This window comes from Collinsella sp. AF02-46-1, from assembly GCF_003465825.1.
In the GTDB taxonomy this organism is placed as follows: domain Bacteria; phylum Actinomycetota; class Coriobacteriia; order Coriobacteriales; family Coriobacteriaceae; genus Collinsella.
On record NZ_QSBV01000012.1, the window covers coordinates 1 to 23,761 of the forward strand.

Consider the following 23,761-nt stretch of genomic DNA (forward strand, 5'->3'; position numbering starts at 1 on the left):
GGGCATGCCCCGCCTCTTACACCACATCTCTGTGCGCTACCCTTTATGACGCTCGGAATTGACAGAAGATGGCAAATTCAGCCAGATTGCGCTGTTACTAAACTGGTAACAGTACTCATATTTGCCATTTTTTGCCCAGAGGGTATCGCAAGGGGGTTGGACAAAGCATCGATCGCCGCCAATTTCTCGATTGGCTGGTTGGGCGGCAATGAAGTTGCGGCGTAATGGGAAGCGTTTCGCGGCCTTTTGGCTAAAACGGCCCCTTTTCCGCCGCGACTCCTAAAAAGACGCCGGCGCGCCTTGAGTTGCGGCGCGTCGGCGTGATGGCTTTGTTGTGGCTGGGTGTACTTCGGTTGTTCGACGGCTTTGGCATGTCCGATCTTGCCAGGCAAGCCTTGTTACCGTTTAACGTTTGCCCAGATAAAACCTGCCAAAATAAACCTGTCCCTAATTGGCAGGTTGGTAGCGGGGGCAGTAGCTGATGGCGATGGCATCGACGCCTACATGGGTGGCGATGGTGCAGCCGATGGGGCCAGTGCCGGCGTCTACGTAGTCCTGGCCCGCGAGCGCCTCGTTGACAAGTTCCTGCTCCTCGGCGGCGCCGGTCGTGAGCACGCGCACGCTTGAGCCCGGGTGCTCGTCCAAAAACGCGAGGCAATCTGCCATGGTGTTGGCGACGATGCGCTTGGCGCCGCGGCCCTTTTTGATTGCCTTGATCTCGCCCGATTTCCACTCCGGCGAAACGGCCAGGCGAATGTTGAGCATCTGCGTCAGCTGGCCGGCGAGCTTGGGGGCGCGGCCGTTTTTGACCAGGTTCTCGAGCGTGCGGGGAATCAGCAGCAGGTGGGCTTCGGGCAGCGTCGCGCGGATCTGCGCCTCGGTCTCGTCCAAGCTGCGGCCGTCCTCGCGCATGGCAAGCGCGTACTCCACCAGCAGGCCCTCGGCGCCCGAGCCGGTGCGCGAATCGATGCAGCGCACGTCGAGCTCGTGGGTCTCGGCGACCAGGCATGCGTTGGAATAGCAGGCGGACCACTCGCTGCACAGCGAGATAAAGATCGCGCTGTCGTGGCCATCGGCGCGTACGCGGTCAAACAGCGCCTTGAACTCGCCGGCGCTCGGCTGCGAGGTGTGCGGCAGCTGCTCGGAGCCGGCCATGCGGGCGACGTATTCCTCGGCGGTAATCTGCACCTGGTCGAGCAGGTCCTCGCCCTCGATAATCACATGCAGCGGAATCACGTAAATGCCGAGCTCTTGGGCACGGGCGGGGGAGATGTCCGACGTGGAGTCGGTTATGATGGCAAAAGACATAATTGCACCTTTCGTTGGGGCGCGGCAGCGCCGCCTTCTGAAAGCAAAGTGCGACAAGTATAGTGGAGTTGCTCTACATTGCTAGGTTCAATTGTTGAATAGTCAACAGTTTGAAGCGGTGGTGTGGAAATCATCAACTGGGGAAGAAGGGTGCCGATGGCGGCATTGCAACTTTGCGAGCGGCCGGTTGTGCTGTTCGATTTTGACGGCACGGTGGCCGATACGGGTCGGGCAGTGATGACCTCGACGCGCAAGACGCTGGCTGCGCGCGGGTTTTCGGAGACGCAGATGGGTGATCTGCGCCGCATGATCGGGCCGCCCCTGTGGAAGAGCTTTCACGACTTTTACGGCTTTTCCCGCGAGGAGTCGCTTGTGGTGGCCGATGAGTACCGCGCCTTTTTTGATGAACTGGGACCGGAGGAGTATCCCGTGTTCAATGGGGTCCCCGAGCTGCTGGATGGGTTGGTCGCCCAAGGCAAACGTATGGCCGTGGCGACGTCGCGCATGGAGGCCAAGTGCATCGACATGGTGCATGAGCTCGGGCTCTCTCAGTTTGAGGCGGTGATTGGCATGAATCCGCCGCAGGGACGCGAGACCAAGGCCGATTCGGTCCGCGATGCCCTGGCGGCGCTCGGCGCGACGGCCGACGATGCCGTGATGATCGGCGATCGCTTTAACGATGTGGAGGGCGCGCACGCAATGGGCGTGCCGTGCATCGGCATCTATTCGGGCGCGGCGGCGCCGGGCGAGCACGAGGCGGCGGGTGCCGATGCGGTGGTGCACTCGGTGGCCGAGCTTGCTAAACTTTTCGCTATCTAATGACGTAATGTGAGGGGCGAGCGCGCTCGCCGCTCATTGGTAAGGAGGTCGTCCATGAATCAGGTGGAGCAGAGCGTCGCCGAGTATGTCGACGAGGTCTGGGAAGATGTCGTCGCCGATATCGAGCAGCTGGTGAGCTATCCGTCCGTGGCAGTTTCTGCCGATGCAGAGCCCGGCGCGCCGTTTGGCCGCCCGGTCCGTGACGCGCTCGACTGTGCGCTCGGCATCGCGCAGAAGCTCGGCTATCAGACGAGCGACGACGAGGGCTATGTGGGCATTGCCGATATTCCTGGCCGCGGCGACAAGCAGCTCGCGACCATCTGCCACGTGGACGTGGTGCCCGCCGGCCCGGGCTGGAACACCGACCCGTTTGCGATGGAGCGTCGCGAGGGCTGGCTGCTCGGCCGCGGCGTTATCGACGACAAGGGTCCGGCGGTGCTGTCGCTCTACGCCGGCGCCTATCTGCTCAAGCACGGCATTGTTCCGCGCTACACCTTCCGCGCACTGCTGGGCTGCGATGAGGAAGTGGGCATGTCCGACGTTCACCATTATCTGGAGAACCACGCGAACCCCGACTTTCTGTTTACGCCCGATGCCGAGTTCCCGGTCTGTAATGCCGAGAAGGGCCAGTTTGGGGCGACATTTGTGAGCTCCAAGATCGACGGCGGGCGCATTGTGTCCTGGAGCGGTGCCGAGGCGAGCAACGCCATTCCGTCGCAGTCTATCTGCGAGCTTGCGATTGCCGCCGATGAGCTGCCGGCGCCGGTCGAGAACGGCGACCGCCTGGAGATCACGGCGCTCGATAACGGGCATGCGCAGATTTTCGCCCACGGCATTGGCGGTCATGCCTCGATGCCAGAGGGAACGATCAACGCCGTCGGGCTGATCGTGGCGTATCTGCGCGAGGCCGAGGACGCGTTTGGTGCACGCGACGAGCGCCTGCTGACGCCTGCCGAGCACGAGTTCGTCAAGTTCCTGGCCTTTGTGCATGCGGACGCCTATGGTCGCGGCCTGGGTATCGATGCGACGAGTCCGGCGTTTGGCCCGCTTACCTGCAACGCTGGCGTCATCCGCGTGGCGGATAGCCATATTGAGCAGGTCATCGACGTGCGCTTCCCCGACAGCACGAGTGCCGATACCATCCGCGAGCAGCTCGATCCGCTCGTGGGCCGTTTTGGCGTGACGTGCCGTGTGGGTCGTGCGAAGGTGCCGTTCTCGGTCTCTGCCGACGATCCGGCCGTGAAGGCGCTTATTGATACCTATAACGAGTTTACGGGCAAGCATGCTGAGCCCTTTGCCATGGGCGGCGGCACGTACGCGCGCAACTTTGCCCGCGCCGTCTCGTTTGGCCCCGAGGAGACCGGTCTGGAGCTGCCCGAGTGGGGCGGCCAGATGCACGGTCCCAACGAGTGCGCCAACGAGGAACAGCTCAAGCAGGCGCTCAAGATTTATATCGTGGCGATCTTACGTTTGAACGAGCTTGAGCTTTAAGGCTGCGGCGTTTTAACAACTTAGCACCCCTTTCGTCCGGGCTTTTTAAGTTGCGGTGGAATAGTTCCTAGAATGGGCCATTTGATGGCCAAGCAGGAACTATTTCACCGCAACTTTGTTTTTATTGGTGTAAAAGGCGGGTCATGCTTGGTGGCGGGTTTGTTATTCGTTTGTAAAGCCGAGCCGCGCTTGCGGTAAGGGTCTATCAAAAGCCAGTAAGAAACCGCAGTTGGTGCGGGCGCTGACCGGTCGGGGCCGTATCTTTCCAAACAGCAAAGCGGGCAGGGTGTCCGCGAGTCGCATGTATGAAAGGAAGATCATGCTCGATCAGGCTTATTCTCGTCGTCAGTTCCTCGGCCTCGCTGGTGGTCTTGCCAGCTTCGTGGGCCTCGGCCTCGTTGGTTGCGGCGGCACAGGCGCTTCCAACGCCGCCGACAAGGGCAGCGCCGCTGCTGCCGAGTCCGTCTCGGGCGAGGTGACCTACGACGGCGCCTCCTCGTTCCAGGCGCTCCTCGAGGCCGCTGCCGAGAAGTTCATGGATGCCAACCCCGACGTCTCCGTCTCCGGCTCGGGTAACGGTTCGGGCAAGGGCCTGACCGCCGTCGCCGCCGGCACCGTTACCATCGGTAACTCTGACGTCTTCGCCGAGACCAAGCTCGAGGCCGACCAGGTCAAGAACCTCGTCGACCACGAGGTCGCCGTCGTGGGCATGGGCCCCGTCGTCTCCAAGAACGTCAAGGTCGACGACCTGTCCCTCGAGCAGCTCAAGGGCATCTTCTCCGGCCAGATCACCAACTGGAAGGAGGTCGGCGGCGACGACGCTACCATCGTCGTCCTCAACCGCAAGGCCGGCTCCGGCACCCGCGCCACCTTCGAGGCTGCCGTCTTTGGCGACGAGGCCGTCGACTTTAAGGGCGACGCCGAGCTCGACAAGTCCGGCGACGTCCAGACTCAGATGGGCAGCACCGACAACGCCATCTCCTACCTCGACTTCTCGCACTTCGATGACTCCAAGTTCAACGCCATCAAGGTCGAGGGCGTGGAGCCCAAGAGCGCAAACGTCACCGACGACTCCTTTAAGATTTGGGCGACCGAGCACATGTACTGCGCAAAGGACGCCGACGAGGCCACCAAGGCCTTTCTGGAGTTCATGCTTTCCGACGACGTCCAGGGCAAGCTCGTCGAGGAGCAGGGCTTTATTCCCGTCTCTGCCATGAAGGTCGTCAAGGACGCCAGCGGCAAGGTCTCTGCTAAATAAGCAATCGCCCCGGAAAGGTTTGTAATGGCAAAACAGCTGCCAAAGCGCGACCTTGAGAACGTGGGCCTGGGCGTCACGGGCGCGTGCGTTGCGCTCGTGACGCTTGTCGTTGCCGCGCTCATCTTTATGGTCGCCCAAAAGGGCCTTTCGGCTTTTGTTAAGGACGGCGTCTCGATCGTTGAGTTCTTCACCGGCACCAAGTGGGACCTGGCCAACACGGCCGAAAACGGCCTGCCCTATACCGGCGCCCTGCCCCTGATCGTCACCTCGTTTGCGGTCATGGTGCTCTCCACGCTCATTGCGCTGCCCATCGCCATCGGCTCTGCCATCTTTGCGGTCGAAATCCAGCCTAAGTTTGGTTCCAAGGTCTTTCAGCCGCTTATTGAGCTTTTGACCGGCATTCCTTCGGTCGTCTTTGGCCTGATCGGTTTTCACGTGGTCGTCGGCCTTATGAAAAGCGTTTTCCACGTGAGCACGGGTCTGGGCATCTTGCCCGGCGCCATCGTGCTGGCAGTCATGATTCTGCCGACGATGACCACGCTTTCGGTCGATGGCCTGCGCGCCGTGCCCGACAGCTACCGTCAGGGCTCGCTCGCGCTGGGCTACACCCGCTGGCAGACCATCTGGCACGTGGTGCTCAAGTCCGCCATGCCGTCGCTCATGACCGCGGTCATCCTTGGCATGACCCGTGCCTTTGGCGAAACGCTCGCCGTGCGCATGGTTATCGGCGGCATCGAGGCCATGCCGACGTCGCTGCTGTCGCCGGCCTCGACCATTACCACCACGCTCACCACGTCCATGGCAGTCTATGCCGAGGGCTCGGCCCAGGACGACGTCCTTTGGGCACTTGGCTTGCTGCTGATGGGCATGAGCCTCATCTTCATCCTGATCATCCATCTCATTGGCCGCAAGGGGGCGAAGGCTCGTGGCTAGCACGCGCATCCATATCGATGAGGCGAGACTCGGGCGTGTCCAAAAGCAGGACCGCATCGCCACGGGCGTGCTGACGGCAATCGTCGCCATCGTCATGCTCATCGTCACCTCCATGGTGGCCTATATCCTGTTCGAGGGGATTTCGACGCTGTTTCAGCCGGGCTTTCTCACGCAGCCCTCGCGCGCCAACGGAACCCAGGGCGGCGTGCTCTACCAGCTGTTCGACTCGTTCTACCTGCTGCTGATCACCCTAGTCATCTCGGTGCCCATCAGTCTGGGCGGCGCGGTCTTTTTGGTTGAGTACGCGCCGGACGGGCCCATCCGCGACATCGCCTCCACCGCCATCGAGACGCTGTCCTCGCTGCCCTCCATCGTCGTCGGCATGTTCGGCTTTCTGGTGTTCTCGGTGCAGCTGGGCTGGAAGTACTCCATCATCTCCGGCGCCGTCGCGCTCACCATGTTTAACATTCCCATCCTAGTGCGCGTGATTCAGCAGGCGCTCGAGGACGTGCCGCAGGCCCAGCGCGATGCGTGCCTGGCCATGGGCCTTACCCGCTGGGAGGCCACGCTGCACATCCTGATCCCCGAGGCCATGCCCGCCATCGTGACCGGCATCGTGCTTTCGGCCGGCCGCGTGTTTGGCGAGGCCGCGGCACTGCTCTTTACCTCGGGCATGAGCTCGCCGGTTCGCCTGAACTTCTTGAGTTTTAACCTGTCGAGCCCCACCTGTGCCTGGAACGTGTTCCGCCCCGGTGAGTCGCTCGCCGTGCACATCTACAAGATCTATGGCGAGGGTAGCCCCGAGGCCCAGCAGATCGTCTGGGGCACCGCGGCGCTGCTGATGATTTGCGTGCTGCTGTTTAACGTAGTCGCCCGTATCGTGGGCAAGCAACTGGCAAGGAAGATGACGGCCGAATGAGCGAGATATATGCAATGCCCGCAACCGAGGCGGCCACGTCCGAGACCCAGGACTTTCTGTCGAGTGTGGGGGAGAGCGAGAAGCGCGTGCGCGTGAGCGGCAAGGCCGTGAGCGACGAGGTCGTGCTCTCCACCAAGGACGTCAACGTGTACTATGGCGACCACCATGCGCTGCGCGATACGTCGCTCGACTTTCACAAGGGCGAGATCACGGCGCTCATTGGGCCCTCGGGCTGCGGTAAGTCGACCTTTTTGCGCAGCCTCAACCTTATGAATCGTGAGATTCGCGGCTGCCGCGTGGAGGGCGAGATTAACTACCGCGGGCGCAACGTGAACACCAAGGCCGAGAACACCTACGAGCTGCGTCGGTCCATTGGCATGGTGTTTCAGCAGCCCAACCCGTTCCGCAAGTCCATTCGCGACAACATCACGTTTGCGCCCAAGCGCCACGGCGTCACCGACCGTGACGAGCTCGACCGCATGGTCGAGGAAAGCCTGCGCGGCGCGGCGCTGTGGGACGAGGTCAAGGACAAGCTGGACAAGAGCGCCTATGCGCTTTCGGGCGGCCAGCAGCAGCGTCTGTGCATCGCGCGCACGCTCGCGCTCAATCCCGACGTGATCCTGTTTGACGAGCCCTGCTCGGCGCTCGATCCCATCTCGACGTTGGCGATCGAGGACCTGATGTCATCGATCGTGGCCGACCGCGCCATCGTCATCGTGACGCACAACATGGAGCAGGCATCGCGCGTGTCCAATCGCACGGCATTCTTCTACATGGGCGATATGGTCGAGTACGACGAGACCGACGAGATTTTCCAACGGCCCAAGGATAAGCGGCTGAATGATTACCTCACCGGCATGTTCTCCTAGTCCGGGACATGCTTGAGGCCCGCGGCGGCCATGGTTGCCGTGGGACTGATTGGAGAGGCGGGTCATCTCTTTTGCGAGATGGCCCGCCTTTTGCTCTGCGACCGAAACGACCACCACAAAGGGGACAGGCGCCTTCGTAGTGGTTTGGGGTGGGGCTCGCTGCTATCATGGACAACGTTGAATTTCTACGAAGGAGCAGGGCATATGGCGATTCTTTTGGGATGCGATTCCATCAGCCTAGAGTTTCCCACCAAGCATATTTTCGATAGCGTGACGCTCGGCGTGGGCGAGGGCGACCGCATTGGTATTGTCGGTAAAAACGGCGACGGCAAGTCGACGCTGCTGAGCGTGCTCGCCGGCACGCTGGAACCCGACGACGGACGCGTGACGCACCGCCGCGGCACCACGATCGGACTGCTCGGCCAAAAGGACCAGCTTGTCGACACCGATACCGTACATCATGCCGTTGTGGGCGACACGCCCGAGTACGAGTGGGCCTCGAGCCCCCGCACGCGCCAGATCCTGGCTGGCCTCATTAGCGATGTGCCCTGGGAGGGCACGGTGGGCGAGCTTTCGGGCGGTCAGCGCCGTCGCGTGGACCTTGCGCGCCTGCTGATCGGCGACTACGACGTGCTCATGCTCGACGAGCCCACCAACCACCTGGACATGCGCACCATCAACTGGCTCGCGCGTCACTTAAAGGCCCGCTGGCAGCGCGGTCAGGGCGCCATGCTCGTGGTCACGCATGACCGCTGGTTCTTGGACGAGGTCTGCACCAGCATGTGGGAGGTCCACGACGGCCAAGTCGACCCCTTCGAGGGCGGCTACTCGGCCTACATCCTGCAGCGCGTGGAGCGCGATCGCATGGCCGCGGTTACCGAGGAGCGCCGTCGCAACATGGCGCGCAAGGAGCTCGCGTGGCTAAGCCGCGGCGCCCAGGCGCGTTCCACCAAGCCCAAGTTTCGCGTGGATGCCGCTCGCGAGCTGATTGCCGACGTGCCGCCTGTGCGCGACGAGCTGGAGCTCAAGCGCCTGGCGGTGAGCCGCCTAGGCAAGCAGGTTATCGACGTGATCGACGTGGACGCCGGCTATGCGGATGCCGACGGCGCGCCCAAGCAGGTGCTCTCCGATGTGACCTGGCTTATCGGCGCGGGCGACCGCTATGGTCTGCTGGGTGAGAACGGTGCCGGCAAGTCGACCTTGCTCGACGTGATCCAGGGCAAGATCGCGCCCCTTCGCGGCCGCGTGAAGATTGGCCAGACGGTGCGTTTTGGCGTGCTGTCGCAGCAGCTCGAGGAGCTCGAGCCCTACATGGGCGACACGATCCGCGAGGTGCTCAGCAACTATAAGAAGTACTACGTCATCGACGGCAAGGAGACTTCGCCTGAGAAGCTTTGCGAGCGCCTGGGCTTTACGACGCAGCAGCTCTGGAGCCGCATCGGCGATCTTTCGGGCGGCCAGCGCCGTCGCCTGTCGCTGCTGCTGACGATCCTGGACGAGCCCAACGTGCTTATCCTGGACGAGCCGGGCAACGACTTGGATACCGACATGCTGGCGATTGTCGAGGACCTGCTCGACGGCTGGCCGGGCACGCTGATCCTGGTGACGCACGACCGCTTCTTGATGGAGCGCGTGACCGACCAGCAGTGGGCGCTGCTTGACGGTCATCTGACGCATATGCCCGGCGGCGTCGACCAGTACCTGCGCCTGTGCAACGCCACGGCCGAGGGCGAGCCCGTGGGCGCGCCGAGCGCCAAGACCGGCACGTTCGACACCGGCGCCGCAGCGATTGCAGCCGAAAAGCCCAAGTCGAGCGGCCAGCCCAATGGCCTTTCCAATGCCGAGCGCCAGAAGCTCCGCCGCGAGGTGAGCTCGCTCGAGCGCAAGATGGAGACGCAGCGCGCCCGCGTGGAGGAGGCCGAGGCCGCGATGGCCCAGGTCGATCCCACCAACTACACAGCGCTCGGCGAGCAGCAGGCAAAGATCGACGAGGCCCATGCCGCCATGGACGAGCTGGAGATGGCGTGGCTCGAGGCGAGCGAAAAGCTCGAGGGCGAGGAGTAAACGAGGATGATCAAAGCCGCGTTTTTCGATATCGACGGCACGCTGCTGAGCTTTAAAACGCATCGGATTCCGGCGTCGGCGCAGCAGGTGCTCGACAGCTTTCATGAGCAGGGGATCGCGTGCGTGATCGCCACGGGCCGCCCGACCTATCAGATGCCCGATTGGCTGCTCGACTTGGGCTGGGATGCGTACATTACGCTCTCGGGCCAGCACTGCTTTGATGCCAAGGGCACCTACCGCAGCTGCCCGATCGATCCGGACGACGTCGCGGTGATTGTGGACCAGGTGGCCGAGGGGTGCTACGACTCGCTGTGCATGCAGGGCGAGAACTCGTTTGTGAATCGCCTGTCCGAGCGCGTGGTGGCGGCCGGCAGCAACGCGGGAATCGTCTATCACGAGGAGCCGTTTGACCACGCCTTTGACGCGCCGGTCTACCAGTTTTGCGCGTTTGTGGACCCGGCCGACGAGCATATCGTGGCCGACGCGGTGTCGCATTCGCTCACCACGCGCTGGTGCGACCTGTTCTGCGACATTATCCCCGCCAACGGCGGCAAGGACTTGGGCGTGGCGGCGACGCTGGAGCGCCTGGGTGTCGACGCGAGCGAGGCGATCGCCTTTGGCGACGGCGAGAACGACCTGTCGATGTTCTCGGCCGTGGGCACAAGTGTGGCCATGGGCAACGCGCAGGATACCGTGAAGGCCGCAGCGACCTACGTGACGACCGCCGTAGACGACGATGGCATCTACAACGCCGCGAAGCACTTTGGCCTCGTGTAGCTGCGACCCGGCACTTGGGGACGCTCCTTATCTGCCGGCAGCTGGGGACACTCCTTGCGGGGCGTTCCCATTTTGTTTTCATCTCGCACGTTTTGTGAAACGCGGCTAACTTTTTGGTCAATGCAGTAAGACATGGTCAACTTTTGCGGTAAAGTAAGCCAAGGAAAGTATCCAAAGGCTAACTAGCAATCATCGCGAAAGGCGGCCCATGGCCCTACGTGAATCCGGAGAAGACTATCTCGAATCGATCTACGTCCTATCGGAACGTCAGGGCATCGTGCGCTCGATCGACGTTGCCGAATAGTTGGGCGTAACCAAAGCAAGCGTCTCTAAAGCCATGGCGGCCTTGGAGAGCACCGGCTACGTGGAGATGGGCAAACGCGACGTGCATCTGACGGAACGCGGTCTTGAGGTTGCCCGTCAAATGTGGGAGCGCCACTGCTTTTTTGTAGGTCTGCTAGAGGACGCAGGCGTAACGCCCGAGGTCGCGTCGCAAGAGGGCTGCCACATGGAGCACTGCCTGAGCGAGGAGAGCTTCGAGAAGTTGAGGTCGATGTTGGGCCGGGGCGAGGCGACGGATTCAACCTCGGTATCCTAACGGATCCTCAGTAGCGCGGAGTTCACGCAAAGCGCGAACCAGCGACCGGGACCAGCGGCCCTTTCGGCCAAGTCCATTTCAGCAAAGGAGCACCGCCAGCAAGCGATGCCCAAGAACTGCCAGCTACGTCACTGCAGGCCGGGGTCGGGCTTGGTTTTGAAAACAATCCGCAGCGCGAGGCCCGCCTTTCCGTTGCTCCGCAGGAGCAGGAAAGACGGGCCTCATGCGCGAGGACGTTTTCAAAACCAAGTCCGACCCCGGCCGGAGGGACCACGGGTGCTACAGGTTCTTGACACCCATCGCGCGCATGGCGTTCAGGATGGCGATGATCGCCACGCCTACGTCGCCAAAGACGGCAAGCCACATATTGGCGATACCCAGCGCTGCCAGCACAAGGATCAGCAGCTTAATGCCCAGCGCAAAGATTATGTTCTGCCAAACAATCGACATGGTCTTGCGCGCCACGCGGATCGCGCGGGAAATGTTGGACGGCTTGTCGTCCATCAGCACCACGTCGGCGGCCTCGATCGCGGCGTCGGAGCCCATGGCGCCCATGGCAATGCCCACATCGGCGCGCGTAAGCACAGGAGCGTCGTTGATACCGTCGCCGACAAAGGCGAGCTTGCCCTTGCCACTTTCGGCCGCGAGTAGCGCCTCAACGCGCTCGACCTTGTCGCCCGGCAGGAGCTGCGCGTGGAACTCGTCGAGACCGAGTTGCTTGGCCACAGACGCTGCAACCTCCTCGCGGTCGCCCGTGAGCATGACGGTGCGGTTGATACCGGCGGCATGCAGGTCGCGAATCGTTTGCTCCGCATCGGCCTTAACGGTGTCTGCAATCACGATGTGGCCGGCGTACACGCCGTCAACGAGCACGTGGAGGATCGTGCCGACAACCTCACAGTCCGGTGCTTCAACGCCGGCCGCGGCGAGCATCTTTGCGTTGCCAACGACGACGTGCTTGCCGTCGATGGTTGCCGTCACGCCGTGGCCCGCGTCATTAGTGGAATCCGTCACGCGCTTGGGATCGAGCTCGCCCTGGAAGGCGGTGCGTACCGACTGCGCGATGGGGTGGTCGGAGAATGACTCGGCGAGGGCTGCGACTTCAAGCAACGATTGCTCGGTATAGCCTGCCTCGGGGTGCACCGCGACCACCGAGAACGTGCCGTTGGTGAGCGTGCCGGTTTTGTCGAAGACGACGGTGTCCACGTCGGCGAGCGTCTCGAGGTAGTTGGAGCCCTTGATGAGAACGCCCAGCTTGGACGCGCCGCCAATGCCGCCAAAGAAGCTCAGCGGCACGCTGATCACGAGCGCGCACGGGCAACTGACGACCAGGAAGGTCAGGCCGCGCAGGATCCAATCGGACCAAGCGCCAGTCACCAGGCCGCCGCCAAGCGCGAGCACCGCGGCCGCGCCGGTGACGGCGGGCGTGTAGACGCGGGCAAAGCGCGTGATGAAGTTCTCGGTGCGCGCCTTCTTTTCGCTGGCATTCTCCACGAGCTCCAGGACGCGCGCGACGGTGGACTCGCCAAAGGGCTTGGTGGTGCGCACGCGGATGAGGCCCGTCATGTTGATGCAGCCGCTGATGATATCGTCGCCGGTCTTGGCGGGGCGGGGGACTGACTCGCCCGTGAGTGCGGCGGTGTCGAGCTGGGTTTCGCCCTCGACGATGACGCCGTCGATAGGCACGCGCTCGCCGGGCTTGACCACGATCACGGTGCCGACGGTGATGTCATCGGGGAAGACCTGCTCGAGCGTGCCGTCGGTCTGCTCGACGTTAGCGTAGTCGGGTGCGATGTCCATCATGGCACTGATCGACTTGCGGCTCTTGCCCACGGCGTATGTCTGGAACAGCTCGCCGACTTGGTAGAACAGCATGACAGCGGCGCCTTCGGCCATGTGCGGGTCGGTGTCGGGGAAGAGCACCATGGCAAATGCGCCGATGGTCGCGACGGCCATAAGGAAACTCTCGTCGAAGGCCTTGCCGCGGCGAATGTTATTGAATGCCTTTTGCAGTACGTCGTAGCCGGCAATCAAAAATGGCACGAGGAACAGCACAAAGCTGGCGTAGATGTCGCCCGGGGTGCCGAATGCGGCAGTAAGGGTACCGAGCTCGTCGAGGGCGTACACCACCGCAAAGATGCCTAGCGCTACCAGGATGCGGTTGCGCTTATGCTCGAGTGACTCTTTTTTCTTGCGCTTCTTCTTTTTCTTTTTGGGGTCGGCGGCGGCCATGACTCGTATCCTCCCATTTGAATGTATGAACACTCGCTCATATAACTTCGCGAGCAAAGGCCGTGGCAAGCGCGGCCTTGTAGGTTGGCGTAAACCTGGGCTAGAGAATGATCTCGCAGTCCGGCTCGGCGTCGGCCGTAAACTCTACAACGCGGTTGAGCACCTCGTCGAACTCGGCGTCGTCGGCCTCGAGCGTCAGCTTCTGGGTCATAAAGTTGACGGACACGGATTTGACGCCCTCGAGCTTGGCAAGTTCGTCCTGAAGCTCGCGCGCGCAGTTGGCGCAGTCGATCTCGTCGAGTTTAAACTGCTTTTTCATGATGGGTTCCTTTCCCTGTTTTGCGGCTTGGGTGCAGGCCGCGCTGGTACCTCGGTTGGTTGCTATTCGCAGATATGGCTCATGCCCTGGTTGAGCATGGTGTAGACGTGATCGTCGGCAAGCGAGTAGAGGATGTTGCGGCCGTCGCGGCGGAACTTGACCAGGTGCGACTGCTTAAGCGTGCGCAGCTGGTGCGATACTGCCGACTGCGAGGTTTCGGTCGCTTCGGCGATGTCGGCCACGCAGAGCTCACGGCCCATGAGGGCATAGAGAATCTTGATGCGCGTGGTGTCGCTGAAGACCTTGAACAGGTCGGCGAGGTCGTAGAGAAGCTCCTCGTCGGGAAGGTCCTCGGGCGAGCAGGTGGTGGGGATCGCGGGCTCGGTGGCCTCGATGTCGGGTTTCGTTTCATCAACGCGGATGCTCATTGCAATATCCTTTCATATGAACATGCGCTCATATAACTTACTTCCGATTATATGAGCGCATGTTCATATGTCAATATCGTTTAGGCAATCCGTCGTACAAAATGATGAGGAAAAGCGGACGAGATTCCGGACTAAGCGGTTTTGATAGGTGATGCCGGGGTGGGTGCCCCTGCGCCGTGCAAAAATTGGAGTATTCTGCAACGATAGGGGGTCTGTTAACTTATCGCAGGCCAAATAATGCAGCTAAAGAGTTGTCTTAGGGTGGTAAACCGATGAGTTCTTCCTCAAATGTTGCCTAACGTTCTCACGCAAGAGTGATTTCGCTTCACTTTTGGATCCACTCGAGGGTGATGGACACCCGGCTTTGCTGAATACTCGCAATTTTGCACGTCGCTAGGGTACCCACCTTGTTAGTCAGCCTAGTTTCCGGCCCCGAAGACCCTGCCCTCGGGCGTGAAGCTGCTTGTTTGGTTGAGTGATGGGCTGTCGAGTCCGACAGTCTGCATGTCATCGATTGCCGGAGCCTTGTTAATCGTCGGATCGTCCAATGTGATGCCTTCGAGCATTGCTTTTTCGAGGTCGATTCGTTGACGCTCTTCGGAATCCTGGCGAAGCTCCTCCTGGATTCGTTTCTTCTCCTCAATAAACCGTCTGAGCACAAACAGTCTCAGGTCCTCTTGCATGATTTGAAAGTCTTTTGGCAGACGCGAGGGGCGTATGCCTTCTTTCCGCTGGATTGCCTCCATGACCCTAACGAAAGAGCTGGCATGCATAAAGGAATAACGGCTGACAGTGATGATTCCGTACCCCATGGACGCAAGCGCATTCTTGCGCTCCTCGTCGATAGCGCGGTCTTCTTCAGCGTCGTGATAAAACCCGTTGTATTCAATATCTGTTCGAGATTTCTTCAGATATGCATCCATAAAGAACTTTTTGCGTCTCGTGAGATTTTTTGCGGCGGCGGTGACCTTCACCTCGTAGTCGGTCTCAATTCCTTTAATGCCAAGCCCTCCTTCGCTTTTGGGCAACGTAAGCATCATGGCAAAGGCCGTTTCCATGGGAGACCGACATCCATCGCGTACACATTGAATCGACTTTCGGGCAAGGGCCAAACCGTCACATCTGGTAATGGAATTAAAGAACTGCTTTAGCCTCTCGGTCGAGGTAAGCGCGAAACGCTCGGTATAGGAGGTTGAAGAGCCGGTTCCTAGGGAATAAGCGCCGCACAGTTCAAAGTAGTACTCCACTAGTTCGCGAAAAGGGAGATAGGTGGCGGCCTGAAGTGCACAAAGCTCAACACCAACAACGAAGATGTCTTCTCCGAGCTCTATAAAGCGTGAGTTTGAGAATCGCTTTGACGAAACGTGGCATTGACAGTTCATCGCGTAGCGCGCGTTCCTGCGATCAAACACCGTTACCTCGAGGGGATCGTTTGCGTCGCGGGCAACATCATGTTTGGCGAGCCATTCTGCGGCTGCGTCGAGGAGTGCTCCGCTGGGGCATGATCCGTAAATTGCGGCAGGGCTGCAGGACTCGATGTCTTTCGCAGACACCGAATGCGCGGCTTGGTAGACCGCTTTTGCAGTGGTATGTGACAATACGATACTCATGGCATATATCGTGTCAGCTAATGCCGTGTTGATGGCGCTGAGTGGAAAAGTCGTTTTAGAGGTCTAACCAAATGCTGTCCAAAAGCTTGACGCAATTATGGGTCGGTACGCCCTAAATAAATGTTTTCGCAGCTTGGCTATAGCATGGAAACACTCAATTGCTGCACATTTGGTATCGGTGCATCGCCATCCGAGTACAAATCACGTGTCGGGAAAGTGCTGAAATAAGTAAAAAATAGGGTTCAGAATTTGTGAAGAGCGGGCCTGCTTATGGAACGTGGGGCGGCCCCGCTGCGGGGTTTCCCGCTGCGAGGCCGCTCGTGAGCAAGCAGTGTTTGTCGCAGGCGTTGCTATTTCGCAAACAGGTTCTTGAGGTTGAACTCGGCTTGGACGGTGCGGAGCATGAGGTCGGTGTCGTCGAGGCCCAGGTGCTGCTCGTTGGCGTCGACGGCGAGGGTGCCGCGGCGGCGCGCCCAGTTCTCGAGCGCAGCGGGCGCGGACTCGCGGGGGAGCGAGCGCACGTCGGCGTCCAGGCTGCGGCAGATCTGGCGCGAGTCGATGACGATGATCTTGCCTGCGCGGCGCGCCTCAGCGTAACCGTCCAGATGAATTTTGAACCAGCTGTCCTCGAAGGCGGCATTATGCGCCATGTACGGGTACTTCTTCATGAGCTTGAGCAGCTGCTTCTGCAGCTCCTTGTTCTCGCGGAACGGCTTTTTGCCGTCGATGTCGTCCCATGTGATGTGATGGATGTTCGATAGCGGCACATCCTCGCCGCGGTAGATGTCGGGCAGGCCGCAGTAGTGTGCCTCGGCGTCATGCGGCACGGCGTCGCTGGTGAGATCCATGATCTCCCAGCCCACGTTGATGATGTAGCCGCGCTCGGGCGCGCGACCGGTGGTCTCGATGTCGATGCCCAGCACCGTGCCTTGGATGGGCTTGCGGGCATAGGCCACGCCGAGTGCGTCGCGGTCGCCGCGGATCTCGCGCATAACGGACGCGGCGGTGCGCTTTTGCATCTTGCCGATGGCGGCGCAGGTGTCGGCGTCGGACAGGCCGCGCGAGAGCGTCGCGGGCGTCACGTTGCGCAGACGCGCCTCGCCAATCTGGTCGCACAGGTCGCGGTTGCGGTCGGCCAGGTCGCGCACGGTGGCAAAGTCGAAGCCGGGGTCGCCCTCGGCGGTAAAGTACTCGGTCTCGAGCACCTTGAGGGCCTCCTCGCCCTTCTGGCGCTCGGACTCCATGGCGCCGTGGTCGCCGTAGATAAACATGGGGATAAACGGCTGGCGCTCGTATTCGAGTGCTTGCGATACGTTCATATGCTACTCCTTGGACGGGCCGCGTTGTGCGGCTCGAGGTTACTGAGTTATGGCGAGATGATAGTTTGCCATAGGCAACTATTGGCACCGCGCCCGGGACAACTACAATACCCTAGTTGACCGCTAGGACTTTTACAATGCTGCCGAAAGACACGAAAGGTTCCGTCCGTCATGGATTTACTGATTGATATTCTGCTCGACGCCGGCAAGGACACGCTGTCGCTGGTGCCGTTTTTGTTGGTGACGTATCTTGCTCTCGAGACACTTGAGCACGTTGCGGGCGACCGCGTCAACGGCGCTATCAAGCGCGCCGGCGCTGCGGGTCCCGTGGTTGGCTCGCTGCTGGGCATGGTGCCGCAGTGCGGATTTTCGGCCATGGCAGCAACGCTGTACGCCGGCCGTGTCGTGACCTTGGGCACGTTGGTGGCGGTGTTCCTTTCGACCTCCGATGAGATGCTGCCGCTGTTGCTTGCCGAGCAGGTTCCCGTGCAGACTATGGCGATGCTTTTGGCTTCGAAAGCGCTGATCGCACTGGTCACGGGTTTTATCGTGGACGCTGCCATTCGCGGCCTGCGCCGTAACGCCCGCGCGCACGCGGCGATTCGCCGTACCGTGCTGGGAACCGCGGCCAATCCGGCCCACGTGAACTGCGCGCACGACGACCACAGCGGCGGTGACATCATCGACGAGGTGGCCGAGGCGGGCGTGAGCGCCGACCACATCCACGAGCTGTGCGAGCGCGACCATTGCGGATGTGATGAAGACGAAGACGAGCACGAACACGGACATGGCCACGATCACGGTCATGAGGGCGAACATGAACACCATGATGGTCACGGTCACTCTCACTCCCACGAAGGGACGCCTGTCCTGTCGATCATCCGCAGTGCGATCTCGCACACCGTGCAGGTCTCGGTATTCATTTTTCTGGTGACGCTGATTCTGGTCGCCGTGCTCGAGACGTTCGGCGAGTCCGCGATCGAGCAGTTCCTGCGCGGCAACGAGACACTCGCTGTCCTGGGTTCGGCGCTTGTCGGGCTGATTCCCAATTGCTCGGCGAGCGTGGTCATTACACAGCTGTATCTGGAAGGCGCGCTGCAACTGGCGCCGATGCTCGCCGGCACGCTCATTTCCGCCGGCGTGGGTTATCTGGTGCTGTTCCGCACCAACCGCAGCGCCCGCGAAAATGCCGTGTTCCTGATCATGATGTACGTCATCGGCGCTGGCTGGGGCCTTATCCTTTCCGCCTTTGGGTTCTAAGTGGATGTTTGGGGCATGCCGTAAAACTAGGACATGCCATAAATTCCACCGCCATGACCTGGGCGTTGGATGCGCGTCAATCGGCAAAACAAAAAGGTAGATTATTAGGCATGTCCCAAAAACCTACCTTGGTTAGTGCAGCAACTCGGTGAGGTTGCGTTTAAAGCGGGCGCGGTCTTCGCTGGTAAATGCTGCCGGACCGCGAGTGCGTCCGCCGGCGCGGCGTACCTTCTTTTCCTCGTGGCGAATAAACAGCTGCATGTCGATGGTTGCTTTGTCGTAGACGCGCCCGCGCACACCGATAGCGGCGGCATCGCGCCCGAGCACCATGCTCGCCAAGCCAATGTCCTGCGTCACGACCACGTCGCCCGCCTGCAGGCGTTCGACAATGGCAAAGTCGGCGCTGTCGGCGCCCACGCTCACGTCGAGCGTCGTGATCCAAAAGCCGCGTCGCGCGTGCTCGGCATCGCGCGGGTCGTCGCGGCGAATGTGCCGTTCCAGGTTTTGCGTGCTGTTGCCGGCGATAACAACGGCGACGCCCGCCCGCCGCGCGCAGTCAATCGACTCGCGCGTGACCGGGCAGGCGTCGGCATCAATAAAGAGCGTCTTTGGCATCTAGCGCACCAGTTTGCCAAACTGAATGGCGCGAACAATGAGCGTCACGCCAAACACCAGCAGCGCGGCACCGCTAAAGATGACGAGCATCTTGGCCGACCACAGCGGATAGATAAACACGAACATGCCCGCGATGATGGAGAGCGCGCCGCTCAGGATGGCGAGGGCGCGGTTGGCGGAAAGCTCGGATTCCAGAATCGACATGACGCCCTCGACGATCCAGCCAAAGCCGGCGACGACCACCACGAGCGTGGTGAGCGTCGCGGTCGAGAAGGCCTGGTTGCGCAGGATTATGACGCCGCCCAGAATGATGAGCAGGTTGGAGATGATGCTCGTAACGCGCCAGCCGGTGGGCAGCAGCGGCTCGAAAACAGCGGTAAACAGCCTGATCGCGGCCGTGATCACAAAGTAGATGCCCAAGACGGTCGTCAGGAAGACGAGGGATTTGGCGGGCGCAAACAGCAGTGCGATGCCGGCGACGAGCGCCAAGACGCCCGTGATGGCGTAAATCCAGCGCACGGCCTTGACGGCCTTGCCTGCCATGCTTTTCTCGTCAAATCCAAACGCGCTCGATTGCTTGTCATCGTTCTTAAAGATGCCCATGATGTCTCCTTTCCGTGCGGCGTAAGCCGTAGCTCTTGCAACCAGTATCGCCCAAGGGCGCCGTCGCGTGGGGCGGGAAGGGCGAATGGGAGCCTCATCTTCCCGAATTGTTACCTTTGTTCCCGTTTGGATGCGGAATATTCAACAGGTGTGGAACATTGCGCCGCTGTGTGTAATTGCCTACGTTTTAGGTTAGATTTTCTTAAGAACAATATGCTTTTATTGGGGGTCTTATGAACGAAGCTGTTCCCGCGGCGCCGGTAAGCGCCGAGTCGATGGCAAAGCAGGGTTGCGAAAAGCTTGGCCTGGACACGTTTGACGCGCTGGTCCGCCGCGCCCGTACGTGCCGCCGTTTTGACGAGTCCATGCGCGTGCCGCGCGAGTTTTTGCTCGAGCTGGCGGAACTGGCGCACCTGGCTCCCTGCGGCGCCAATGCTCAGCGTCTGCGTTTTCATGTGGTGAGCGGTGCCGAGGATTGCGCGCGTGTATTTGATGAGCTTGCATGGGCCGGCGCGCTTAAGGATTGGTCGGGTCCTGCCGAGGGCGAGCGTCCGACCGGCTACATCGCGATTCTTGCCGAGCGCGCTGTTCCGGGTAAGCCCGCCGCGCCCATCACCGAGGTCGACACGGGCATTGCCGCGCAGACGATGATGCTCGCCGCTCGCAGCGCCACGCCCGAGGTGGCAGCCTGCATGTTCAAGGCCTTTACGCCCCACGCGATCGATGCTATGGGGCTCGATAACGACAAGTATGAGCTCAAGCTGATCATGGCTTTTGGCGTGCCGGCCGAGACGCAGATGATCGATGCGATCGATTCCAACCCCGACGGCTCAATTAATTACTGGCGTGACGATGCGCAGGTGCACCACGTACCCAAGCGCCCGCTCGCCGACGTGCTGGTGTAGCTGAGCGTCACCGCGGCGTGATCAGACGGTAAACCACCACAAAGGTGCCTGTCCCCTTTGTGGTGGTACGAGGGGAGAGCGTGTGGCAGATCTGTATTTGGTGCGGCATGGGCAGACTGAGCTCAATGTGCAGAGCATTTTGCAGGGCTGGCACGATTCGCCGCTTACGGCGCGCGGGCGCGAGCAGGCGCTGACGGCGCGTACGGCGTTTGCGGCGCGTGGCGTGGCCTTTGATCATGTGTATTCCTCGCCGTTGGGCCGGGCGCGGCATACGGCCGAGCTTATCGTTGGCGAGGGCCGTTCCATTGAGCTGGTCGATGACCTGCGTGAGTGGCATTTTGGCTCGCTGGAGGGCACATCAAATCGCGAGATGCCGCCGCAGCCCTGGGGCGATTATCCGGTGGCCTTTGGCGGCGAGTCGGAAGTGCAGCTTCAGTCGCGCATGGTCGCGGCGCTGTCCCGTATTATGGCCCGGCCGCAGCACGACTGCGTGCTGGCGGTTTCCCACGGCTCAGCCTGCCAGGAGTTTCTTGAGTATGTGACTGGCGGGGGAGAGCTACCCGACAACGGTGCCGTGCTTCATTTTGGCTATTGCGACGGGGCGTTTTCGCTCTTGGGTTGGTAACGAACGAAAGGACCCCTATGAATAAAGATCTGTATCTGGTCCGTCATGGACAGACGATATTCAACCTTAAGCGTATCATTCAGGGGTGGAGTGACTCGCCGCTTACGCAGTTGGGTTGCGACCAGGCGGCGCGCGCCGGCATGTTTTTACGTGCGCGCGGCATTGAGCCCGATCATGCCTACACCTCCACGCTTCATCGCACCGAGCAGACTATCGCCAACTTGTGGCCGGGCTTGGCGTACGAGCGCCTGGACGGCCTGCGTGAGTGGTTCTTTGGCGACTTTGAGGCCGAGCGCGTGATGCTTATGCCCGAGCGCCCGTGGCGCGATTTCTATCGTCAATTTGGCGGCGAGGGCCAGATCCAGGTGCGCGAGCGCATGGTGGCGACGCTGACCGAACTCATGCAGCGTCCGGACCATACGTGTGTGCTCGCGGTAAGCCATGGCTCGGCTATCAAGGAGTTTATGGATCACGTGAAGGGTGCGGCGGCCGACGAGCGCGATCGCGTGCCGGGCAACTGCTCGGTGCTGCACTTTGCGTTTGACGACGAATCCGACACGTTTGAGTTGGTCGAAGTCTTTACGCAGGAGGATTACGCGCGCGAGCTGGGGCTTGAACCGCTTGTAGCGGTAGTAGGCCCGCAGCGCGGGTAGCGCTGGCGTTGCGGCGCGGTTTGCCGGCGAAATTGTTTGATGCGAAAGGGGCGGGGATGCATGCACGGGCATTGCATCCCTGCCCCTTGTTTGTTTGGATGCTGGGTTTTCCAGCTTCGCGTTTGAGTCCGCTAGAACCGTGAGATCTGGTGAGTGAGCAGACCCGTCGGAACCTGCGGCGCGCCGCCGCTGACCTGCGCGGCGGGGAAGAGCGCAGCTACGGCAAAGTTGAACGGCTCTTTGCCGGTGTACGTTCCGGCGGCACGGGCCTCATCGGCCAGAATCTGCGATGCCCCAGCCAGTGCGGCGGCATAGGCGGAGTCACCGGCGAACACGGGGTCGGGTGCCTGATCGAGCATGGCACGGATGGCAGCAACGGCGTCCTCGCGCTTGACCTCCCACACACGGTGCGTAATGCCGGCGGGGTCGGTGACGGCATAGAGCGACGCGCCTTCTTTGGCGGCGCCGAGGATGATATCCATGACGGGCGAGGCTTCGTAGGCGAGCGTTACAGGGCGAGGCTGCACCTTAAGCTCGGCGATTGCGCGGGCGGCTGCGGCCGCATCTGCGGAGGACGCGTTGTCGTCCGTCAGTACACCAACCGGGCAAATTGCCACAACGCCCGTCACGCGTCCCAGCTCTCCCGAACACTCGTACACGTAATACGCCGCGCCTGGATCCTTGAGCATTAGGCCGTCAGCAATGGCGCCGCGCAGGGCGTCGTTGCCGCTCAGGATACCGCCCATCGCAGGCAGCGCCTCGAGCACGCGGTCCTGAGCTGGGCGGATGCAGGGAAATGGAAGTGCTTTCATGGGCGGTCCTAACGCGCGAGTCGGTTTGTTCGCGGCTTATTATGCCCCAACTTGGCCGCTTGCGTCCCAGAGCGTGTTATCGGCAAGCGCGATGAGCACGTTTTGGCAGCGAACGATATCGGCATGGGGCACATACTCGTTGGGCTTGTGCGCGAGCGCCAACGAGCCGGGGCCGTAGCTCATACAATTGCGGTTGCCTGTCTTGCCGGCAATGACGGCAGTGTCGGTGTAGCCGGTAAAGAAGCCGACGGTCGTGTCTGTGCCCGTCACGTCATCGGCGGCACGCTTGAGTGCAGCCAGAAGGGGAGAGCTTGGATCGCGCTCGATGGCGGGGCGGTCGCCTGTCACGGTATAGCTTCCATGGCAGCCGGGGACCGCGGCTTCGGCGCCGGCGATGGCCTGCTCTACCATGCGCGTCGCGGCGGCCGTATCAGTCGGCGGGGCCAGGCGCATATCGACCCAGACCTTGGCATGGTCGGGCACGACATAGGGGCGGTAGCCGCCCTCGATCTGTCCAAACGTGATGGTCGATGGCCCCAGCTCATCGTGTACGGGCAGCGCCATGAACGCGCGGCGCAACGCGCAGACGACCTCTGCCATGGCGGCGACGGCGTCGGCGCCCTTCCAAGGCTGGCTCGCGTGCGCCGTGACGCCTGCCATCTCAATCTCGAACCATGTGCGCCCCTTGTGCGCCACCTGGATCTGTCCGTCGGTGGGCTCGGTGTCCAGCACCCATTCGCGCGAACCGACCCAGCCGGCATCAATGGCCGCCTCGGAGCCACGCATAAAGTCTTCCTCGTCGACCGAGCAGATGAGCGAAAAGCCACGTCGGGGCAGCTCACCGCTTGCCGCCACGCGCTCGAGCGTATGGACCAGTGCGGCAATGGCGCAGGCCAGGCCACCCTTCATATCGCAGGCACCGCGGCCATAGAGTTTATCGTCGCGCACAACCGCCCCAAGCGGTGCGATGTCTGCGTCCCAGCCATCGCCCAAGGTGACGGTATCCATGTGGCAGATATAGACCAGCCGCGGCTCGTCGCTTTGGCCCGGCACGGTGACTTTAAGGTTGCGGCGCCCGGGCAGCACTTCGAGCTCCTCAATCTGCACGGCATCGAGCGCAGAACTATCAAGTTGTGCCAGCTGCTGCTCAATGAGCCTCTTAATGAAGCGCTCAATTTCATCCTCATACGCGCCCGGGTCTGAGCTGTCAATCTTCACAAGGTCCTGCGCAAGCCGCCAGGCAAAGTCCTCATCAACCATATGCAACCTCACAATCAGTCTGCTTTCCAAACCGATTGTAAGCCTCTTGAGAGATCCGCGGCGTGCGCGCAGCGGTATTTACCG

The 23,761-nt window shown here is 61.3% G+C and carries 24 protein-coding genes; 14 read left to right on the plus strand and 10 right to left on the minus strand.

Annotated features, from left to right (window positions below; all coding sequences use genetic code 11):
- A partial coding sequence (locus tag DWV20_RS10065) for a hypothetical protein (protein WP_233539785.1) occupies positions 1 to 225 on the plus strand: 225 nt, incomplete at its 5' end.
- Between the two features lie 222 nt (positions 226 to 447).
- Here the strand turns inward: DWV20_RS10065 and DWV20_RS06065 are convergent.
- Complete coding sequence (locus DWV20_RS06065; RefSeq protein WP_117759683.1) at positions 448 to 1,308, minus strand: DegV family protein; 861 nt, start codon at positions 1,306 to 1,308, stop codon at positions 448 to 450.
- 123 nt (positions 1,309 to 1,431) lie between these two features.
- Here DWV20_RS06065 and DWV20_RS06070 point away from each other — a divergent pair, with 123 nt between their 5' ends.
- The 9 genes from DWV20_RS06070 (at position 1,432) to DWV20_RS06110 (ending at position 11,036) form a co-directional block, all read left to right on the plus strand.
- Positions 1,432 to 2,127 (plus strand): HAD hydrolase-like protein, encoded by a 696-nt coding sequence (locus tag DWV20_RS06070; protein ID WP_233539786.1) that lies wholly within the window; start codon positions 1,432 to 1,434, stop codon positions 2,125 to 2,127.
- Between the two features lie 54 nt (positions 2,128 to 2,181).
- The gene (locus DWV20_RS06075) at positions 2,182 to 3,618 is read left to right on the plus strand and encodes a M20 family metallopeptidase (RefSeq protein WP_117759687.1); all 1,437 of its coding nucleotides are present in this window, start codon (positions 2,182 to 2,184) and stop codon (positions 3,616 to 3,618) included.
- A 319-nt stretch (positions 3,619 to 3,937) separates the two neighbouring features.
- Positions 3,938 to 4,876 (plus strand): phosphate ABC transporter substrate-binding protein, encoded by a 939-nt coding sequence (locus DWV20_RS06080; RefSeq protein WP_117759689.1) that lies wholly within the window; start codon positions 3,938 to 3,940, stop codon positions 4,874 to 4,876.
- 24 nt (positions 4,877 to 4,900) lie between these two features.
- On the plus strand, positions 4,901 to 5,809 hold the full coding sequence (gene pstC / locus DWV20_RS06085) for a phosphate ABC transporter permease subunit PstC (protein WP_117759691.1): 909 nt from the start codon (positions 4,901 to 4,903) through the stop codon (positions 5,807 to 5,809).
- Positions 5,802 to 6,728 (plus strand): phosphate ABC transporter permease PstA, encoded by a 927-nt coding sequence (gene pstA / locus DWV20_RS06090; protein ID WP_199411493.1) that lies wholly within the window; start codon positions 5,802 to 5,804, stop codon positions 6,726 to 6,728. The genes pstC and pstA overlap by 8 nt, the downstream gene beginning before the upstream one ends.
- The gene (gene pstB, locus DWV20_RS06095; protein WP_117759695.1) at positions 6,725 to 7,597 is read left to right on the plus strand and encodes a phosphate ABC transporter ATP-binding protein PstB; all 873 of its coding nucleotides are present in this window, start codon (positions 6,725 to 6,727) and stop codon (positions 7,595 to 7,597) included. Before pstA ends, pstB begins: the two co-directional genes overlap by 4 nt.
- Positions 7,598 to 7,801: 204 nt before the next feature.
- Positions 7,802 to 9,661 carry an ABC-F family ATP-binding cassette domain-containing protein gene (locus tag DWV20_RS06100; protein WP_117759696.1) on the plus strand — a complete coding sequence of 620 codons (1,860 nt, stop codon included), beginning with the start codon at positions 7,802 to 7,804 and terminating at the stop codon, positions 9,659 to 9,661.
- A gap of 6 nt (positions 9,662 to 9,667) precedes the next feature.
- Positions 9,668 to 10,438, plus strand: a complete 771-nt coding sequence (locus tag DWV20_RS06105; protein WP_117759698.1) for a Cof-type HAD-IIB family hydrolase — start codon at positions 9,668 to 9,670, stop codon at positions 10,436 to 10,438.
- Positions 10,439 to 10,775: 337 nt separating this feature from the next.
- Positions 10,776 to 11,036 carry a metal-dependent transcriptional regulator gene (locus DWV20_RS06110; RefSeq protein ID WP_233539788.1) on the plus strand — a complete coding sequence of 87 codons (261 nt, stop codon included), beginning with the start codon at positions 10,776 to 10,778 and terminating at the stop codon, positions 11,034 to 11,036.
- A 279-nt stretch (positions 11,037 to 11,315) separates the two neighbouring features.
- On the opposite strand, the gene DWV20_RS06115 is transcribed toward DWV20_RS06110, so the two are convergent.
- The 5 genes from DWV20_RS06115 to DWV20_RS06135 form a co-directional block, all read right to left on the minus strand.
- The gene (locus tag DWV20_RS06115) at positions 11,316 to 13,268 is read right to left on the minus strand and encodes a heavy metal translocating P-type ATPase (RefSeq protein WP_199569892.1); all 1,953 of its coding nucleotides are present in this window, start codon (positions 13,266 to 13,268) and stop codon (positions 11,316 to 11,318) included.
- A 100-nt stretch (positions 13,269 to 13,368) separates the two neighbouring features.
- Positions 13,369 to 13,587, minus strand: a complete 219-nt coding sequence (locus DWV20_RS06120; RefSeq protein ID WP_035137286.1) for a cation transporter — start codon at positions 13,585 to 13,587, stop codon at positions 13,369 to 13,371.
- A gap of 62 nt (positions 13,588 to 13,649) precedes the next feature.
- Positions 13,650 to 14,015, minus strand: a complete 366-nt coding sequence (locus DWV20_RS06125; RefSeq protein ID WP_055285819.1) for a helix-turn-helix transcriptional regulator — start codon at positions 14,013 to 14,015, stop codon at positions 13,650 to 13,652.
- A gap of 419 nt (positions 14,016 to 14,434) precedes the next feature.
- Complete coding sequence (locus DWV20_RS06130; RefSeq protein ID WP_117759704.1) at positions 14,435 to 15,625, minus strand: hypothetical protein; 1,191 nt, start codon at positions 15,623 to 15,625, stop codon at positions 14,435 to 14,437.
- Positions 15,626 to 15,975: 350 nt separating this feature from the next.
- Positions 15,976 to 16,944, minus strand: a complete 969-nt coding sequence (locus DWV20_RS06135; protein WP_117759705.1) for a 3'-5' exonuclease — start codon at positions 16,942 to 16,944, stop codon at positions 15,976 to 15,978.
- A 171-nt stretch (positions 16,945 to 17,115) separates the two neighbouring features.
- Here DWV20_RS06135 and DWV20_RS06140 point away from each other — a divergent pair, with 171 nt between their 5' ends.
- Positions 17,116 to 18,204, plus strand: coding sequence for a putative manganese transporter (locus tag DWV20_RS06140; protein WP_117759706.1), 1,089 nt, complete (start codon positions 17,116 to 17,118; stop codon positions 18,202 to 18,204).
- 132 nt (positions 18,205 to 18,336) lie between these two features.
- On the opposite strand, the gene DWV20_RS06145 is transcribed toward DWV20_RS06140, so the two are convergent.
- On the minus strand, positions 18,337 to 18,819 hold the full coding sequence (locus DWV20_RS06145) for a DUF188 domain-containing protein (RefSeq protein WP_117758351.1): 483 nt from the start codon (positions 18,817 to 18,819) through the stop codon (positions 18,337 to 18,339).
- Positions 18,820 to 19,422, minus strand: coding sequence for an HdeD family acid-resistance protein (locus tag DWV20_RS06150; RefSeq protein WP_117583774.1), 603 nt, complete (start codon positions 19,420 to 19,422; stop codon positions 18,820 to 18,822).
- A gap of 233 nt (positions 19,423 to 19,655) precedes the next feature.
- Between DWV20_RS06150 and DWV20_RS06155 the strand changes: the two genes are divergently transcribed.
- The 3 genes from DWV20_RS06155 to DWV20_RS06165 all read left to right on the plus strand — a co-directional run bounded on the left by DWV20_RS06155 (position 19,656) and on the right by DWV20_RS06165 (position 21,605).
- Positions 19,656 to 20,327, plus strand: coding sequence for a nitroreductase family protein (locus DWV20_RS06155; RefSeq protein ID WP_117563980.1), 672 nt, complete (start codon positions 19,656 to 19,658; stop codon positions 20,325 to 20,327).
- An 82-nt stretch (positions 20,328 to 20,409) separates the two neighbouring features.
- Positions 20,410 to 20,952, plus strand: coding sequence for a histidine phosphatase family protein (locus tag DWV20_RS06160; RefSeq protein WP_055252053.1), 543 nt, complete (start codon positions 20,410 to 20,412; stop codon positions 20,950 to 20,952).
- Positions 20,953 to 20,969: 17 nt separating this feature from the next.
- Positions 20,970 to 21,605 (plus strand): histidine phosphatase family protein, encoded by a 636-nt coding sequence (locus tag DWV20_RS06165; RefSeq protein WP_117758350.1) that lies wholly within the window; start codon positions 20,970 to 20,972, stop codon positions 21,603 to 21,605.
- Positions 21,606 to 21,736: 131 nt separating this feature from the next.
- On the opposite strand, the gene DWV20_RS06170 is transcribed toward DWV20_RS06165, so the two are convergent.
- Both DWV20_RS06170 and DWV20_RS06175 read right to left on the minus strand, forming a co-directional pair.
- Complete coding sequence (locus DWV20_RS06170) at positions 21,737 to 22,417, minus strand: DUF1015 family protein (RefSeq protein ID WP_117758349.1); 681 nt, start codon at positions 22,415 to 22,417, stop codon at positions 21,737 to 21,739.
- A 39-nt stretch (positions 22,418 to 22,456) separates the two neighbouring features.
- Positions 22,457 to 23,677 (minus strand): M20 family metallopeptidase, encoded by a 1,221-nt coding sequence (locus DWV20_RS06175; protein WP_118237787.1) that lies wholly within the window; start codon positions 23,675 to 23,677, stop codon positions 22,457 to 22,459.
- Positions 23,678 to 23,761: the final 84 nt, after the last annotated feature.

Coding starts and splice junctions, on each gene's coding strand:
- pstB (WP_117759695.1), top strand. CDS start 6,725: ATGAGCGAGATATATGCAATGCCCGCAACCGAGGCGGCCACGTCCGAG.
- DWV20_RS06145 (WP_117758351.1), bottom strand. CDS start 18,819: ATGCCAAAGACGCTCTTTATTGATGCCGACGCCTGCCCGGTCACGCGC.
- DWV20_RS06135 (WP_117759705.1), bottom strand. CDS start 16,944: ATGAACGTATCGCAAGCACTCGAATACGAGCGCCAGCCGTTTATCCCC.
- DWV20_RS06170 (WP_117758349.1), bottom strand. CDS start 22,417: ATGAAAGCACTTCCATTTCCCTGCATCCGCCCAGCTCAGGACCGCGTG.
- DWV20_RS06150 (WP_117583774.1), bottom strand. CDS start 19,422: ATGGGCATCTTTAAGAACGATGACAAGCAATCGAGCGCGTTTGGATTT.
- DWV20_RS06110 (WP_233539788.1), top strand. CDS start 10,776: ATGGCGGCCTTGGAGAGCACCGGCTACGTGGAGATGGGCAAACGCGAC.
- DWV20_RS06065 (WP_117759683.1), bottom strand. CDS start 1,308: ATGTCTTTTGCCATCATAACCGACTCCACGTCGGACATCTCCCCCGCC.
- DWV20_RS06120 (WP_035137286.1), bottom strand. CDS start 13,587: ATGAAAAAGCAGTTTAAACTCGACGAGATCGACTGCGCCAACTGCGCG.
- DWV20_RS06125 (WP_055285819.1), bottom strand. CDS start 14,015: ATGAGCATCCGCGTTGATGAAACGAAACCCGACATCGAGGCCACCGAG.
- DWV20_RS06080 (WP_117759689.1), top strand. CDS start 3,938: ATGCTCGATCAGGCTTATTCTCGTCGTCAGTTCCTCGGCCTCGCTGGT.
- DWV20_RS06155 (WP_117563980.1), top strand. CDS start 19,656: ATGAACGAAGCTGTTCCCGCGGCGCCGGTAAGCGCCGAGTCGATGGCA.
- DWV20_RS06115 (WP_199569892.1), bottom strand. CDS start 13,268: ATGGCCGCCGCCGACCCCAAAAAGAAAAAGAAGAAGCGCAAGAAAAAA.
- DWV20_RS06105 (WP_117759698.1), top strand. CDS start 9,668: ATGATCAAAGCCGCGTTTTTCGATATCGACGGCACGCTGCTGAGCTTT.
- DWV20_RS06175 (WP_118237787.1), bottom strand. CDS start 23,677: ATGGTTGATGAGGACTTTGCCTGGCGGCTTGCGCAGGACCTTGTGAAG.
- DWV20_RS06165 (WP_117758350.1), top strand. CDS start 20,970: ATGAATAAAGATCTGTATCTGGTCCGTCATGGACAGACGATATTCAAC.
- DWV20_RS06075 (WP_117759687.1), top strand. CDS start 2,182: ATGAATCAGGTGGAGCAGAGCGTCGCCGAGTATGTCGACGAGGTCTGG.
- pstC (WP_117759691.1), top strand. CDS start 4,901: ATGGCAAAACAGCTGCCAAAGCGCGACCTTGAGAACGTGGGCCTGGGC.
- DWV20_RS06140 (WP_117759706.1), top strand. CDS start 17,116: ATGGATTTACTGATTGATATTCTGCTCGACGCCGGCAAGGACACGCTG.
- DWV20_RS06100 (WP_117759696.1), top strand. CDS start 7,802: ATGGCGATTCTTTTGGGATGCGATTCCATCAGCCTAGAGTTTCCCACC.
- DWV20_RS06130 (WP_117759704.1), bottom strand. CDS start 15,625: ATGAGTATCGTATTGTCACATACCACTGCAAAAGCGGTCTACCAAGCC.